This is a genomic window from Caulobacter soli, assembly GCF_011045195.1.
Taxonomy (GTDB): Bacteria; Pseudomonadota; Alphaproteobacteria; order Caulobacterales; family Caulobacteraceae; genus Caulobacter; species Caulobacter soli.
Genome location: NZ_CP049199.1, coordinates 4,796,211 through 4,811,062, shown reverse-complemented (window position 1 = coordinate 4,811,062; position 14,852 = coordinate 4,796,211). Strand labels below are relative to the sequence as shown.

The window sequence follows — 14,852 nt, the reverse complement described above, 5'->3', positions numbered from 1 at the left end:
ACATGACGCGACCCCATCCCCTCTTCGTCTCGAAACTGGCGACCGCCGGCCTGGTCCTGGCGCTGCTGAGCGCCTGCGCCTCGACGACCGCCGGTCCCGAGACCGCCGCGGCGCCGCGCACCGTTTCCGACGCCTGGAACGACAAGGTCCGCGTCGACTCCCATCCGGACGAGGTCCTGCTGGCCCTGCACGCCGAAGGCTTGTCGACCGCCCAGAACCAGGCCCTGGACGGCCTGCTGGGCCGCTGGCTGCAGGCCGAGGCGCGCGAGATCGTGGTCAGCGCCCCGATCGGCGGGACCGGCGGCGACATCGCCGGCCGCATGGCCGTCGCGGTCCGCCAGCGCCTGGTCGCCATGGGCGCCCCGGCCGCCTCGGTGCGGGTGATGGGCTATGACGCCGCCGGCGCGCCGGGCGCGCCGCTGAAGGTCGGCTTCCTGCGCTACACCGCCCAGGTGCCCACCTGCGGCGGCTGGGAGAACATGAGCGCCACGCGCAACAACGACACCTACGGCAACTTCGGATGCGCGGTCACCGCCAACATGGCCGCCCAGGTGGCCAATCCCGAGGACCTGCTGAGCCCGCGCGCCGAGACCCCGATCGACTCCGGCCGCCGCGCGACCGTGCTCGACAAGTACCGCAAGGGCGAGACCACCTCCTCGGCCAAGGACTCCCAGTCCAACGGCATCATTTCGAAGGCGGTCAACTGATGGCCGGGCCTAGCGATCACGATCCCTTCGACCTGGGCTTCGAGGCCGACGACGACTTCGCCGCGCCGGGCGCCGATCCGTGGCGCGCCGCGCCCGCGGCGGCTCTGAAGACCGACGACCCGTTCGCCGACTTCCCGCCCGTGCGTCCGCGCGAGGGCGTCTCCGCGCCGTTCGCGGAACTGCCGCCGGCGGCCCCGCCCTACACGCCCGCGCCGCCGCCCGTGGCCGCGGCTCCGCCTGCGACCCCGCCGGCCCCGATCGACGCCGCCGTCCCGGTCGAGCCGGCCGCCTATCCGGTGGGCGCGACCCAGGCCATCGTGCAGGAAGTGATCGCCGCCGCCGACGCCGACATGGGCGAGGCGGCCGTGCCGCGCATCACCATCCACGCCTTCTGCGCCCGGCCCGAGACCGTGGCCCTGGTCGAGGCCGCCTCGGCCGACCGCCGCATGGCTCGCGCCTCGACCATCGCCCAGCCCGGCGGGCTGGAGGCGGCGGTGGCCTACTACCAGAACCAGTCGACGCCCTCGCTGGTGTTGGTCGAGAGCCTGGATCCCGCGCCGCGCATGCTGGCCCTGCTGGACGGCCTGGCCCAGGTCTGCGACCCGGGCACGAAGGTCGTGGTCGTCGGTCAGACCAACGACATCGCCCTCTATCGCGAACTGATGCGTCGGGGCGTCAGCGAGTACATCACCCAGCCGCAGGGTCCGCTGCAGATCATCCGCGCGGTCTCCAGCCTCTATGCCGACCCGTCCGCGCCGTTCGTCGGCCGGCAGATCGCCTTCGTCGGCGCCAAGGGCGGCGTGGGCTCCTCGACCCTGGCCCACAACTTCGCCTGGTCGATGGCCGAGCGCGTTCAGGCCGCCACCGTGATGGTCGACCTGGACCTGGCCTTCGGCACGGCCGGCCTCGACTTCAACCAGGACCCGCTGCAGGGCGTGCTCGACGCCCTGACCCAGCCCGACCGCCTGGACCCGGTGCTGATGGACCGCATGATGGTCCGCTGCGGCGATCGCCTGTCGCTGTTCGCCGCCCCCGGCACGCTGGACCAGGACTACGAGATCCCGGCCGACGCCTTCGAGGAAGTCACCCAGAAGATCCGCGGCGCCGCGCCGTTCGTGGTGCTGGACCTGCCCCACAGCTGGAGCGCCTGGACCCGCCGGGTGCTGATCGCCAGCGACGACCTGGTGGTGGTGGCCACGCCCGACCTGGCGTCCCTGCGCAACGCCAAGAACATCGTCGACCTGGTCCGCCAGGCTCGGCCCAACGACGCCCCGCCGCGCCTGGTGCTGAACCAGGTGGGCGTGCCCGGCCGTCCCGAGATTCCGGTCAAGGACTTCGGCGAGGCCCTGGGCCTGACGCCGTCCCTGGTTCTGCCCTTCGATCCCAAGCCGTTCGGCATGGCCGCCAACAACGGCCAGATGGTCGCCGAGGTGGCCCCGAAATCGAAAGCCGCCGAGGGCATCGACCATCTGGCGCGGCTGATCAGCCGTCGTGAACCGCCCGCGGCCCAGAAGGCCTCGGTCCTCTCCAGTCTGTTCAAGAAGAAGTAGGGCATGTTCGGCAAGCGCGACCAGGCCACCGCCGTCCGCACGGAGCAGGCGCCCCCGCCTGTCTCGACCGGCGCGCCGGCCATCGCCACGCGCCCGCAGCGCGTCGAGCCGGCCGCCAACGAATCGAACGCCCCCGCCGCCCAAGCCGCGGCTCCGGCCCCCGCCAAGGCGGTCGGTCCCAAGGCCACCAACGGCCTGGAGCAGCTGCGCGCCGCCCAGGGCGCCCCGCCGACCACCAACGTGGTGCGCGAGCAGAGCGACTACTATCACGCCACCAAGACCACGATCTTCAACGCCCTTCTGAACACCATCGACCTTAGCCAGCTGGCTCAGCTGGACCTGAAGGCGGCGGCCGAGGAGATCCGCGACATCGTCGCCGAGCTGGTGGCGATCAAGAACGTCTCGATGTCGGTCTCCGAGCAGGAGCACCTGGTCCAGGACATCATCAACGACGTCCTCGGCTACGGCCCGCTGGAGCCCCTGCTGGCCCGCGACGACATCGCCGACATCATGGTCAACGGCGCCCACCGGGTGTTCATCGAAGTCGGCGGCAAGGTCCAACTGACCAATGTGCGCTTCCGCGACAATCTGCAGCTGATGAACATCTGCCAGCGGATCGTCAGCCAGGTCGGTCGCCGGGTCGACGAAAGCAGCCCGATCTGCGACGCCCGCCTGCCCGACGGCAGCCGCGTCAACGTCATCGCCCCGCCCTTGGCGCTGGATGGTCCCACCCTGACCATCCGGAAGTTCAAGAAGGACAAGCTGACGATGAAGAACCTGGTCGACTACGCGTCGATCAGCCCGGAAGGGGCGCGGGTCCTGGGCGTCATCGGCGCCTGCCGCTGCAACATCGTCATTTCCGGCGGTACGGGTTCGGGCAAGACCACCCTGCTCAACACCATGACCGCCTTCATCGACCCGACCGAGCGGGTGGTGACCTGCGAGGACGCCGCCGAACTGCAGCTGCAGCAGCCGCACGTGGTGCGCCTGGAAACCCGGCCGCCCAACCTGGAAGGCCAGGGCGCGGTGACCATGCGCGACCTGGTCAAGAACTGCCTGCGGATGCGTCCCGAGCGGATCATCGTCGGCGAAGTCCGGGGGCCCGAGGCGTTCGACCTGCTGCAGGCCATGAACACCGGCCACGACGGCTCGATGGGCACGCTGCACGCCAACAGCCCGCGCGAGGCCATCAGCCGTATCGAGTCGATGATCACCATGGGCGGCTACGGCCTGCCCTCGAAGACCATCAAGGAGATGATCGTCGGCTCGGTCGACGTCATCGTCCAGGCCGCCCGCCTGCGCGACGGCAGCCGCCGCATCACCCACATCACCGAGGTGGTGGGGCTGGAAGGCGACGTGATCGTCACCCAGGACCTGTTCGTCTACGAGATCAACGGCGAGGACGCCGAGGGCAAGGTGCTGGGCAAGCACCGCTCGACCGGCATCGGCCGCCCGCGCTTCTGGGACCGCGCCCGCTATTACGGCCTGGAGCGCGAGCTGGCCGAAGCCCTCGACGCGGCGGAATAGAGCGATGCTGTTCATCCTCGCCGGCGTTCTCGGCTTCATCACCATCGCGGGGCTGGGCTTCGTGCTGGCCGGCGGCGGCGACAGCGGCTCGGCCAAAACCGTCAAGCGCGCCCAGCTGATCACCGGCGGTGATCGTCAGGCCGTGGCCGCCCGCGCCAAGGCCGCCGCCAACACGCCCGACGCCCGCCGCAAGCAGATCCTCAAGACCCTCAAGGAACAGGATCAGCAGAAGAAGAAGGCCTCGCTGACCATCGCCGCGCGCCTGAGGGCGGCCGGTCTGGGCGACAATGTCCGGATGTTCTGGATCATCAGCGGCGTGGTCGGCGTGATGGTCGGCCTGGTTCTGCTGCTGCTGCGCCAGATGCCGCTGCTCGCCCTGGGCGCGGCCTTCGCCGCCGGCTTCGGCCTGCCCCGCTGGGTGGTGGGCATGATGGCCAAGGCCCGCACCAAGAAGTTCACCGAGGCCTTCTCCGACGCCATCGACATCATCGTGCGCGGCATCAAGTCGGGCCTGCCGGTCCACGACTGCCTGAAGATCATCGGCAAGGAATGCCCCGAGCCCCTGGCCGGCGAGTTCCGCATGCTGGTCGAGAACACCGGCATGGGCATGTCGATGGACCAGGCCCTGGAGCGCATGTACGAGCGCATGCCGACCAACGAGCTGCGCTTCTTCACCATCGTCCTGACCATCCAGGCCAAGACCGGCGGCAACCTGGCCGAGGCGCTGGGCAACCTGTCGACCGTGCTGCGGGCCCGCAAGCTGATGGGCGAGAAGATCAAGGCGCTGTCGGCCGAAGCCGTGGCCTCGGCCTTCATCATCGGCAGCCTGCCGCCCGGCGTCATCGTCATGATCTCGGTCACCGCGCCGACCTACATGGCGCCGATGTTCAGCGACCAGCGCGGCCACTTCATGCTGATGATCGCCGGCTTCTGGATGAGCGTGGGCATCTTCGTGATGCGCAAGATGATCAACTTCAAGTTCTAGGGGAGGCGAGACGATGATCGAGATGCTCACCGACCCGCAGACCCTGTTCAGCGCCTTCATCGCGATCGTGGTGTTCGCCACCATCATCACCCTGACCGCGCCGATGCTCAGCAACAGCGGCCTGGAGGGCCGGCTGAAGTCGGTGGCCAACCGCCGCGAGGAACTGCGCCGCCGCTCGCGCGAGGCCATGTCCCAGAAGGGCGGCGGCTCGCTGCGCCACGCCGACGAGGGGATGTACAAGAACGTCGTGGATCGCCTGCAGCTGTCCAAGCTGCTGGAGGATCCCAAGGTCGTCGACAAGCTGGCCCAGGCCGGCTTCCGGGGGCCCAAGCCCGTCTCGACCTTCTACTTCTTCCGCTTCGTCATGCCGTTCGTGTTCGCGGTGGTGGCGGCCTTCTATCTCTATGTCATCAACGGCTTTGGCCTGTTGCCCATTCAGAAGATCGCCGCCTGCATCTTCGCCCTGACGGCCGGCTACTACGCGCCCAACCTCTACATCTCCAACATCGCCCAGAAGCGCCGCGAGTCGATCGTCCAGGCCTTCCCGGACGCCCTGGACCTGATGCTGATCTGCGTCGAAAGCGGCATGTCGATCGAGGCCGCCATCGCCAAGGTCGGTTCCGAGGTCGGCTCGGCGTCGATGGAGCTGGCCGAGGAGCTCAGCCTGCTGACCGCCGAGCTCAGCTACCTGCCCGAACGGCGCCTGGCCTATGAGGGCCTGGCCCGGCGGACCAACCATCCGGGCATCCGCTCGGTGGTCACCGCCATGATCCAGGCAGAACGCTACGGCACGCCCCTGGGCGCGGCCCTGCGGGTGATGGCCAAGGAAAATCGCGAACTGCGGCTGTCGGCCGCCGAGAAGAAAGCCGCCGCCCTGCCGGCCAAGCTGACCGTGCCGATGATCGTGTTCTTCCTGCCCGTGCTGTTCATCGTGATCATGGGTCCGGCGATCATCAAGATCCAGGACGTGATGAAGCACCGCTAGGCGGCGCCTCGAGAACGAGGGTCGGACGCTTCCAGGAGCGTGGAACGTGCCGTGCAACAAGATGTCCACAGGCGTCTGCCCAAGCGGAGCAGTTCCAGCCTAGGCAACCTTCCACAGGCCATGCAATCTCAAGGTGTGCAACCGGGGCGGGAAGCCTCAGTGTTTGGGAGCGTGGTCATGTACCTGAAGAATCTCGGCGCCGGTGACGACATCTACGCGGGCGACGAAGGCGCGCCCGACAACGCCGACCTGGTCAATGGCGGCGCCGGAAACGACGACCTGTCCGGCGGCCTGGACGCCGACACCCTGAACGGACAAGACGACAACGACCGCCTCGACGGCGGGGCCGGGGACGACATCCTGGACGGCGGCGACGGCGACGACACGGCGGTCTTCTCCGGCGCGGCCGGCGACTACAGCTGGAGCGGCGACAACGTCTCGACGACCATCACCGGTCCCGACGGGACCGACACCCTGTACAATGTCGAGCACCTCCAGTTCGGCTCGACCGTCGTCGACCTGCCCGCGCCCAACGTCGCGCCCGGCGCGCCGGCCGACGATGACGCCGCCGCCAACACGGTGTCGGAAGACGCCGTCAACGGCGCGGTGGTGGCGGGCCTCACGCTGAGCGCCATCGACCCGGACGCCGGCCAGACCCTGACCTGGTCGCTGCTGGACGACGCGGACGGCCGCTTCGCCATCGACGCCGCGACCGGCGTGGTCACCGTCGCCGACGCCTCCAAGCTGAACTTCGAGACCGCGACCTCGCACCAGATCACCGTGCAGGTCAGCGACGGCGCGGCCATCTCGTCGGCCAGCTTCGTCATCGCCGTGACCAATGTCGCGCCCGGCGCTCCGGCGGACACCGACGCGGCCGCCAACACGGTGTCCGAGGACGCCGTCAACGGCGCGGTGGTGGCCGGCCTGGCGATCGCCGCGACGGATCCCAACGGCGGCGCCCTGACCTACAGCCTGGTCGACGACGCCGGCGGCCGCTTCACCATCAACGCCGCGACCGGCGTGGTGACCGTGGCCGACGCCAGCCTGCTCGACTACGACGTCGCCGCCTCGCACCAGATCACCGTGCGGTCCAGCGACGGGACCGCCAGCGCGGCCACCGACACCACCTTCACCATCGACCTGGTCAACGCCGCCCCGACCACGCCGACCGACGCCGACACGGCGCTCAACGCGGTCTCGGAAGGCGCCGCCAACGGCGATCTGGTCGGGGTCACGGCCTTGGCGTCCGAACCCAAGACCGGCGCGGTGACATACAGCCTGGCCAACGACGCGGGCGGCCGCTTCGCCATCGACGCGGCGACCGGCGTCGTCACCGTGGCCGACGCCGGCCTGCTGAACTTCGAGACCGCCGCCTCGCACCAGATCACGGTGCGCGCCACCGACGCCCAGGGCGCGTTCAGCAGCCAGGTCTTCACCATCGCCGTGACCAACGTCGCCAACGACGCGCCGGTCGATGGCGACGCGACGGCCAACACCATCTCGGAGGGCGCGGTGAACGGCGCGGTGGTCGCGGGTCTTTCGATCAGCGCCGCCGACGTCCACGGCGGTCCGCTGGTCTACAGCCTGCTCGACAACGCCGGCGGCCGGTTCGCCATCAACGCCGCGACCGGCGTGGTCACCGTGGCCAACGCCAACCTGCTGAGCTACGAGGCGGCGACCTCGCACCAGATCATCATCCAGGCCGCCAGCGGGACGCAGTCGGCCAGCGCCGCCTTCGTCATCGACGTGCTGAACCTCGCCCCGGCCGTCCCGACCGACGTCAACGGCGCGCCCACCCTGGTGTCCGAACACGCCACCAATGGAACCGTGGTCGGCGGCTTGACCATCGCCGCGCCCGACCCGCACGGCGGCGCGGTGACCTACAGCCTGACCAACGACGCGGGCGGCCGCTTCGCCATCAACGCCACGACCGGCGTGGTCACCGTGGCCAACGCCAGCCTGCTGGACCACGACACCCAGGCCAGCCACACCATCACCGTCCAGGCCTCCGATGGCCTGCTGTCCAGCACGGGCGCCATCGTCATCAACCTGATCGACGAGATCGACAGCTACTGGACCGGCACGGCGGGGAACGACAGCTTCACCGTGCCCGACGTTCAGGACTGGCAGCTCTCCGGCCTGGGCGGCGCCGACACCCTGGTCGGCGGGGTGGGCGACGACATCCTCATCGGCGGCGCGGGCAACGACAACCTGTACGGCGGCGGCGGTAACGACACCTTCCTGATGGACACCACGTCGGAGTCCGACATCGTCGACGGCGGCGCCGGAACCGACACCCTCAAATTCACCGCCAGCAATGTGATCCTCACCGTCAGGTCGATGGCGGCGATTGAGGTCATCGACAGCGGTGGCTTCTCGAACGTCGGTTTCCGAGCGAGCTCCGGCAACGACAACTGGGATTTCAGCGCCATAGCCACCATCGGCTCGATGAGCGTCTATGCCGGCGCCGGCAACGACACCATCATGGGCACCGCCGGGAACGATATTATCCTTGGGGAAGCCGGCAACGACGTCATCTACGGTCTCGACGGCAACGACATCATCGACGGCGGCGAGGGGGCGGACGCCTGCATCGGCGGAAACGGCGACGACCTGATGTACATGTACGGCACCGATGGCTGGGGCTCCGACGGCTTTGACGGCGGCGCGGGCTTCGACGAGGTCCGGGCCAGCGTCGGCAACAGGACCTACAGCTTCGCGGCCCTGGTCAATGTCGAGAAGATCAGTTCGGGCGGCCTCGCGGGCGTGTGGCTAGGCATGATGTGGCCGGGCGCCCCCGGCAGCCTGGACTTCAGCAACATCGTACTGGACAGGATCGCCGGGATTTCCGGCGGCGTGCAGGGCGACACCATCATCGGCAGCGCGGGCGACGATACGATCTCCGGCGCCGGCGGCACCGACATACTGTCGGGCGGCTTGGGCAACGACACCTTCATCTTCGGCGGCGCCGACAGCCGCTACGACACCATCGACGGCGGGGGCGGCTGGGACAAGCTGATCGCCAACGGCAACAACGCCGCCTTCGAAATCCAGTCGATGACCGGGGTCGAGGAAATTTCCACCAACGGCTTCAGCAACGTGATCTTCGTCGCCTCCCAGGGCGACGACGTCATCGATCTGCGCAACCTCGTCGTGACGGGCAGCCTGGCCCTCGTTCACCTCAACGGCGGTAACGACACCTTCTACGGGACCACGGGAACGGACATCGTCGACGGCGGCACCGGGTTCGATTTCATCGACACGGGCGACGGCGACGACATCATCCACATCACCACCAATCCGAGCATCGACCAGATCTACGGCGGAAACGGCTGGGACAGGGTCGAGGCGATCGACAACAGCATCTGGATCAACTTCATCGGCTTGCACGGGATCGAGGAGATCCGGGGCAACAGCCTGGGCAACACCCAGATCGTCGGCACCGCGAACGACGACGTGATCGACCTGCGCGACATCGTCGTCACTCGGGTCCAGTGGATCGACGCGGGCCTCGGCAACGATATCGTCTATGGCTCGGCGGGCTACGACAACGTGGTCAGCAACGGCGGCAACGACATCATCTATACCGGCGGCGGCAACGACAGGATCAGCTTCTACCAGAGCGCGGGCATCTCCGCGGTCGACGGCGGCGACGGCTACGACACCCTGGTCGCCGCCTCGGACTATTCGATCATCAACATCAGCTCGATGACCAGCATCGAGGCCATCATCGCCGACAGCATCAACGGCACGAGCCATACCGGCATGGGCTTCACCGACGGCGCCGACAATTTCGACCTTTCGGGGGTCGCGGTGTCGGGCATCACCTTCACCGACCTGCGGGGCGGGGACGACATCTTCATCGGCTCGTCCGCGGGCGAGCGCATCATCGGCGGCCTGGGCCGCGATGTGATCACCGGCGGCGGCGGAGCCGACAACTTCGACTTCAACACGGTGGCCGAGATCGATCACGACGTGATCACCGATTTCACCAGCGGCGTGGACCGGATCGATTTCGCCAACATCGACACCGACCCGTTCAACAGCCTCGACCAGGCCTTCACCCTGATCGGGACGTCGGCCTTCACCGGCGTCAGGGGCCAGCTGCGCTACGACGTATCGGGGGGAAGCAGCACCCTTCAGGGCGATGTGAACGGTGACGGCCTTGCCGACTTCTATCTTCACGTCACCGGCGTGACGTCGTTCACGGCGAGCGACTTCTTCCTCTAGCGGCTATTCCGGCCACGGTGTGGTCCTCGTCCTTCGACATGCTCAGGATGAGGACCGTCGTGCGGGCCGGGCGGTAGAAAGCCTCATCCTGAGCCTGTCGAAGGATGGGGTTTTCGCTTCCGAAGCGGCCTAGCCGCCGGCCTTGACCGCGTTCCACGAGCGGGTCGTGCTTTCCTGGCCGATGGCGGCGCGCAGCCAGGCCAGGTTGTTGTCGACCGACTCCGGCGGCAGGTCCTGGCGGGCCAGCTTCTCGGCCTCGTCCAGGCGGCCCTGCAGGCCGATCACCAGGGCTAGGTTCTGGCGGACCTGAATAGTGGCGGTGGGCAGGGTGGCGGCCTTGCGCAGCTGGGCCTCGGCGCCGGGCAGGTCGCCGCTGGCGGCCAGATGCATGGCCAGGTTGGCCAGGGGGATCGCCTCGTTCGGGGCCAGGGCCACGGCCTGGCGATGGGCCGCCAGGGCCTCGTCGTCACGCTTGGCCTGCTCATAGGCCACGCCCAGCAGCGACAGCGGACGCCAGTTGTTCGGCTGCAGGGCGGCGGCCTTGCGGCCCGGCTCGATGGCGTAGAAACCCTGGCCACGCGCCACATTGGCCCGGGCCAGCTCCATCAGCGCGTCGTAGTTGCTGGGGGCGAAGACCAGGACGCGGTCGGCGGCGTCGGCGGCCTCGTCATAGCGGCCCAGGTCGCGCAGGGCCTGGGACAGGGCGACGCCCGCCTCGAGGTCGCGACCGTCGCGCTCGACCTCGTTCGACCAGAAGGCCATGCGGGTCAGCGGATCGGCGCGGCTGGCCTCGGCCCGCTCGGCCGGCGAGGCCTTGCGCGGCGCTTCGGACGTGGCGACCGGCGCTGCCAAGGACGAGGGGGGCGCGGGCTTGCTGGCGGCCTGAGCCGAGGCCGCCATCAGCGCGATGGAGCCGAGAACGGTTGCGAGGAGCGCGCGCTTGCGACACATGAAGAGGTATCTCCCGACGGTCCGGCATCCTCGCGCGCGGCCCTCAAGGAATCGTTAAGCATAATTTCCACCTTCCCCATCGTTGCTTAGGGGCCCGCCCATGTCGGAACCGATCATCGCCGCCTCGTCCCGCGCTTCGGAGGACGGCGCCCCGACGCCGATCCACTGTCTGTACGAGGACGAACTGGCCGCCTTCCTCGAGGCGCGCCCCAGCTTCGTGAAGGGCTTCGTGGCCCTGGAGGACTTCAAGGCCAAGGCCGGCCAGGTGCTGGTTCTGCCGACGCCGCAAGGGGTTGTGGACCGCGTGCTGCTGGGGCTGGGCGGCCGCGACAAGGCCGAGGCCATGCTGTTCCGCGCCCTGCCGGGCAAGCTGCCGGCCGGCGACTACCGCGTGGCCGCGATCCCGGATGGTCTCGACGCCGGCCAGATCGCCCTGGCCTTCGCCCTGGGCGGCTACCGGTTCGACCGCTATCGGCCCCGGAAGGACGAGGGCCCGCGACGACTGGTCGCGGACGAAAGCGTCGACCTGGACGAGGTCCACGCCGTCGCCCACGCCTGCGCCCTGGCCCGCGACATGGTCAACACCCCGGCCAACGACATGGGGCCGCTGCAGATCGAGACCATCGCCCGCGAGATCGCCGAACGGTATGGCGCGACCCTGGACGTGGTGACGGGCGACGACCTGCTGGACCAGAACTACCCCGCCGTCCACGCTGTCGGCCGCGCCGCCGTCCCGGCCCGCGCGCCCCGGATGCTGGAGATCACCTGGGGCGATCCCGCCCATCCGCGCTTGGCGATTGTCGGCAAGGGCGTGGTGTTCGACACTGGCGGCCTCGACATTAAGCCTTCGGGCGGCATGCGGCTGATGAAGAAGGACATGGGCGGCGGCGCCCACGCCCTGGCCCTGGGCCGGATGGTGATGGCCGCCGGCCTGCCGGTGGCGCTGAGCGTGCTGGTCCCGGTGGTCGAGAACGCCATCGCCGGCGACGCCATGCGCCCGGGCGACGTGCTGGCCACCCGCGCCGGCCTGACCGTCGAGGTCGGCAACACCGACGCCGAGGGCCGGCTGATCCTGGCCGACGCCCTGGCCCGCGCCGCCGAGCTGGAGCCGGTCCTGACCATCGACATGGCCACCCTGACCGGCGCGGCCCGCGTGGCCCTGGGTCCGCAGGTCATCCCGTTCTACACCCCCGACGACGACCTGGCCCTGGAGATCGAGGAGGGCGCGCGCCTCGCCTCCGACCCGGTCTGGCGCATGCCCCTGTGGGACGGCTATCGCGAGGCGGTCGAGAGCGACATCGCCGACCTGAAGAACGATCCCGACGCCTGGGCCCAGGCCGGCTCGATGACGGCGGCCCTGTTCCTGCAGCGCTTCGCCCCGACCACCGGGTCGTGGGTTCACTTCGACATCTTCGCCTGGAACCCCAAGGCCCGGCCCGGCTTCGCGTCCGGCGGCGAGGCCCAGGTGATCCGGGGGCTGTACGGCATGCTGAAGGCGCGGTTCCCGAAGGCTTCGGCATGAGCGATCCCCGCCTGACCTTGGCCCGTCCGGACCTGGCGGACCTGGACCTGCAAGGCCTGGTCGCCGCCGAACGTTACGAGACGCCCAAGCCGCGCCAGGTCGCGGTCCCGACCGCCGCCTTGCGCAAGGCCGCCCATCCGATGGCCGAGCAGTGGGACCAGCTGCTGTTCGGCGAGCTCTTCCGGGTGCTGGACGTCCAGGACGGCTTCGCCTGGGGCCAGGCGACGCGCGACGGCTATGTCGGCTTCGTCGCCGAGGACGACTTGGCGGCCTTGGGCGGTTTGGCCACCCATCAGGTCGCGGTCCCGCGCACCTACGCCTTCGCCGAGCCGAACATCAAGTCACGGCCGGTGGGCTTGTATTCGCTGAACGCCCTGGCCACGATCGAGGCGACCGAGGGCCGGTTCGCCAAGGGCGAGGGCACGGGCTGGTTCGTCTCCGCCCACCTGGCGCCGGTGGGCGTGGCCTTGTCGGACTACGTGGCGGTGGCCGAAGGTTATCTCGGCGCGCCCTACCAGTGGGGCGGCCGCGAATCGTTGGGCCTGGACTGTTCGGGCCTGGTGCAGCAGGCCCTGGCGGCGTGCGGCCAGGCGGTCCCGCGCGACACCGACATGCAACTGGCCTTCTTCGCGCCGATCACGCAGGCCGAGCGCCGGCGCGGCGACCTGGTGTTCTGGAAGGGCCACGTGGCCATCCTGCTGGACGCCGACACCATCCTGCACGCCAACGCCCATCACATGGCCGTGGCCGTGGAACCATTGGCCGAGGCGATCGCCCGCGTCGAGGCGGCGGGCGGCGGGTCGGTGACGGGATGGCGTAGGCCTTAGCGGCGGCGGGACGCCCCCTCCGTCACGGCGCTGCGCACCGCGCCACCTCCCCCGCTTCGCAGGGGAGGAGAAGGTCGCTCCTCACCCGTGTAACGGGGGAGGTGGCGGGCGAAGCCCGACGGAGGGGGCGTCCCGCGGCGTCAGCCTACTTCGTCCACTGCGCCAGCCAGTCGGCCAGCGCCTGTGGGGTCATGTGGCGGGCGTCGGTCAGGGCGAACAGGGCGTCGGGATTGACCAGCTTGCCCTTGGTGTCGACGACCAGGAAGGTCGGCACGCCCTTCAGCTTGTCGATGCCGTAGCGGGCCGGGATCTGCATGTTCTGGTCGTAGCGGCCGACGTTCACGGTCACGACCTCGTAGTGCTTGTCGACGAAGGCCTTGAGGTCGGGCTGCTCGATTAGGCCGGCGAAGATCCGGCAGTCGGGACACCAGTTGCCGCCGAAATCGATCAGGGTCAGCTTGTGGGCCTTCTTGGCGCGCTTCAGCGCGGCGGCGACGTCGGCCTCGGCGTCGGCCTTCTCGTCATAGGGATAGGGCAGGGGCGTGGGCAGGTCGGCCAGCGACTTCAGGGCCACGGTCGGCGCCTTGGCGGCCCAGGCCAAGCTGGGGAGGGCCGAGACCGGGGCGGCGATCAGCATCGCGGCGAGAGCTGTGGCGGCCAGCGGGCGAAGAGTCATGGTCGAACGGTTCCGGTATGGCGGTACGGTCCGATACTCTACTCACGGAATGGGAAAAGGCCGCAAGGCAGCTTTGCTGCAGGCGTTTCGACGGCGGCTGGGGCGCCTGGAATGAAGGCAAAGAAAAAGGCCGCGAAGCGAACTTCGCGGCCTCTTGATCTTGGTCTGGACTGAAGTCGATCAGGACTTCGTCGCGGCCGGGGCCGGGGTGGCCGGCGCGCCAGCGGCGGGAGCGCCAGCGCCGGCCGGAGCCGGAGCGCCCGGAGCCGCGGGGGCGGCGCCCGAAGCGGCCGCGCCAGCCGCCGGAGCGGCGCCAGCGGCGGGGGCGGGAGCCGCCCCCGCCGGCTTCGGCGCCGGGATCGGCAGGCTCGAACCCAGGCTGTGCAGATAGGCGATGATGGCGATCCGGTCTTCCTGCTTCTTCAGGCCGACGAAGGTCATCTTGGTGCCCGAGACGTCCTTGCCCGGCGCCTTCAGGAAGGTGTCGAGGTGGTCGTAGTCCCAGACGGGGTTCTTGTTGCCGAAATCGACCATGGCCGCCGAATAGGCGAAGGCCGGGTGGGTGCCGGGCTTGCGGCCCACCACGCCGAACAGGCCGGGACCCGTGTGATTCTCGGGCGTGAAGTTGTGGCACGAGGCGCACTTGGCGCTGACGGCCTGGCCGGCGGCGACATTGGCCGGGGTCAGGACGCTGCCCCAGTCAGGCGCGACCTCGGCCACGGCGCCGGCTCCGCCGGTGTCTTCGGCGACGGCGATCTCGTAGCCCGGCTTTTCCAGCTCGTGCTTGGCGAAAACGATGTCCGACGCTTCCCGCAGGCCGAAAATGATCAGGCCGGTCAGCAGCACGCCGCCAGCGATCTTATTGAACGTCAGGTCGCTCATCTAAAGCCTT

Annotated in this window: 11 protein-coding genes; 8 read left to right on the top strand and 3 right to left on the bottom strand. The window is 69.3% G+C overall.

Features of this window, described 5'->3' with window-relative positions:
- The first annotated feature begins 2 nt into the window (after window positions 1-2).
- The 6 genes from G3M62_RS22420 (at window position 3) to G3M62_RS26805 (ending at window position 9,984) form a co-directional block, all read left to right on the top strand.
- Window positions 3-707: a CpaD family pilus assembly protein gene (locus G3M62_RS22420; protein ID WP_165190757.1), complete on the top strand. Its 705-nt coding sequence runs from the start codon at window positions 3-5 to the stop codon at window positions 705-707.
- Complete coding sequence (locus G3M62_RS22415; protein ID WP_165190756.1) at window positions 707-2,257, top strand: CpaE/TadZ family protein; 1,551 nt, start codon at window positions 707-709, stop codon at window positions 2,255-2,257. Before G3M62_RS22420 ends, G3M62_RS22415 begins: the two co-directional genes overlap by 1 nt.
- A gap of 3 nt (window positions 2,258-2,260) precedes the next feature.
- Window positions 2,261-3,784 carry a TadA family conjugal transfer-associated ATPase gene (locus tag G3M62_RS22410; protein WP_165190755.1) on the top strand — a complete coding sequence of 508 codons (1,524 nt, stop codon included), beginning with the start codon at window positions 2,261-2,263 and terminating at the stop codon, window positions 3,782-3,784.
- A gap of 4 nt (window positions 3,785-3,788) precedes the next feature.
- Complete coding sequence (locus tag G3M62_RS22405) at window positions 3,789-4,769, top strand: type II secretion system F family protein (protein WP_165190754.1); 981 nt, start codon at window positions 3,789-3,791, stop codon at window positions 4,767-4,769.
- A gap of 13 nt (window positions 4,770-4,782) precedes the next feature.
- Complete coding sequence (locus tag G3M62_RS22400) at window positions 4,783-5,754, top strand: type II secretion system F family protein (protein ID WP_165190753.1); 972 nt, start codon at window positions 4,783-4,785, stop codon at window positions 5,752-5,754.
- Window positions 5,755-5,931: 177 nt separating this feature from the next.
- A complete protein-coding gene (locus G3M62_RS26805) occupies window positions 5,932-9,984 on the top strand; it encodes a beta strand repeat-containing protein (RefSeq protein WP_165190752.1) in 4,053 nt (1,350 codons plus the stop codon).
- A 129-nt stretch (window positions 9,985-10,113) separates the two neighbouring features.
- Here the strand turns inward: G3M62_RS26805 and G3M62_RS22390 are convergent, their stop codons facing one another.
- Complete coding sequence (locus G3M62_RS22390) at window positions 10,114-10,935, bottom strand: tetratricopeptide repeat protein (protein ID WP_165190751.1); 822 nt, start codon at window positions 10,933-10,935, stop codon at window positions 10,114-10,116.
- A gap of 100 nt (window positions 10,936-11,035) precedes the next feature.
- Here G3M62_RS22390 and G3M62_RS22385 point away from each other — a divergent pair, with 100 nt between their 5' ends.
- Both G3M62_RS22385 and G3M62_RS22380 read left to right on the top strand, forming a co-directional pair.
- Window positions 11,036-12,457 (top strand): leucyl aminopeptidase family protein, encoded by a 1,422-nt coding sequence (locus tag G3M62_RS22385; RefSeq protein WP_165190750.1) that lies wholly within the window; start codon window positions 11,036-11,038, stop codon window positions 12,455-12,457.
- Complete coding sequence (locus G3M62_RS22380) at window positions 12,454-13,284, top strand: C40 family peptidase (RefSeq protein WP_165190749.1); 831 nt, start codon at window positions 12,454-12,456, stop codon at window positions 13,282-13,284. The genes G3M62_RS22385 and G3M62_RS22380 overlap by 4 nt, the downstream gene beginning before the upstream one ends.
- A gap of 145 nt (window positions 13,285-13,429) precedes the next feature.
- Here G3M62_RS22380 and G3M62_RS22375 read toward each other — a convergent pair whose 3' ends face one another.
- Window positions 13,430-13,960: a thioredoxin family protein gene (locus G3M62_RS22375; RefSeq protein ID WP_165190748.1), complete on the bottom strand. Its 531-nt coding sequence runs from the start codon at window positions 13,958-13,960 to the stop codon at window positions 13,430-13,432.
- Between the two features lie 180 nt (window positions 13,961-14,140).
- Complete coding sequence (locus G3M62_RS22370; protein WP_165190747.1) at window positions 14,141-14,842, bottom strand: c-type cytochrome; 702 nt, start codon at window positions 14,840-14,842, stop codon at window positions 14,141-14,143.
- Window positions 14,843-14,852 lie beyond the last annotated feature (10 nt).

Excerpts from the sequence above, each read along its gene's own strand:
- G3M62_RS22380 (WP_165190749.1), top strand. The coding sequence starts at position 12,454 with ATGAGCGATCCCCGCCTGACCTTGGCCCGTCCGGACCTGGCGGACCTG.
- G3M62_RS22370 (WP_165190747.1), bottom strand. The coding sequence starts at position 14,842 with ATGAGCGACCTGACGTTCAATAAGATCGCTGGCGGCGTGCTGCTGACC.
- G3M62_RS22400 (WP_165190753.1), top strand. The coding sequence starts at position 4,783 with ATGATCGAGATGCTCACCGACCCGCAGACCCTGTTCAGCGCCTTCATC.
- G3M62_RS26805 (WP_165190752.1), top strand. The coding sequence starts at position 5,932 with ATGTACCTGAAGAATCTCGGCGCCGGTGACGACATCTACGCGGGCGAC.
- G3M62_RS22415 (WP_165190756.1), top strand. The coding sequence starts at position 707 with ATGGCCGGGCCTAGCGATCACGATCCCTTCGACCTGGGCTTCGAGGCC.
- G3M62_RS22390 (WP_165190751.1), bottom strand. The coding sequence starts at position 10,935 with ATGTGTCGCAAGCGCGCGCTCCTCGCAACCGTTCTCGGCTCCATCGCG.
- G3M62_RS22410 (WP_165190755.1), top strand. The coding sequence starts at position 2,261 with ATGTTCGGCAAGCGCGACCAGGCCACCGCCGTCCGCACGGAGCAGGCG.
- G3M62_RS22420 (WP_165190757.1), top strand. The coding sequence starts at position 3 with ATGACGCGACCCCATCCCCTCTTCGTCTCGAAACTGGCGACCGCCGGC.
- G3M62_RS22405 (WP_165190754.1), top strand. The coding sequence starts at position 3,789 with ATGCTGTTCATCCTCGCCGGCGTTCTCGGCTTCATCACCATCGCGGGG.
- G3M62_RS22385 (WP_165190750.1), top strand. The coding sequence starts at position 11,036 with ATGTCGGAACCGATCATCGCCGCCTCGTCCCGCGCTTCGGAGGACGGC.
- G3M62_RS22375 (WP_165190748.1), bottom strand. The coding sequence starts at position 13,960 with ATGACTCTTCGCCCGCTGGCCGCCACAGCTCTCGCCGCGATGCTGATC.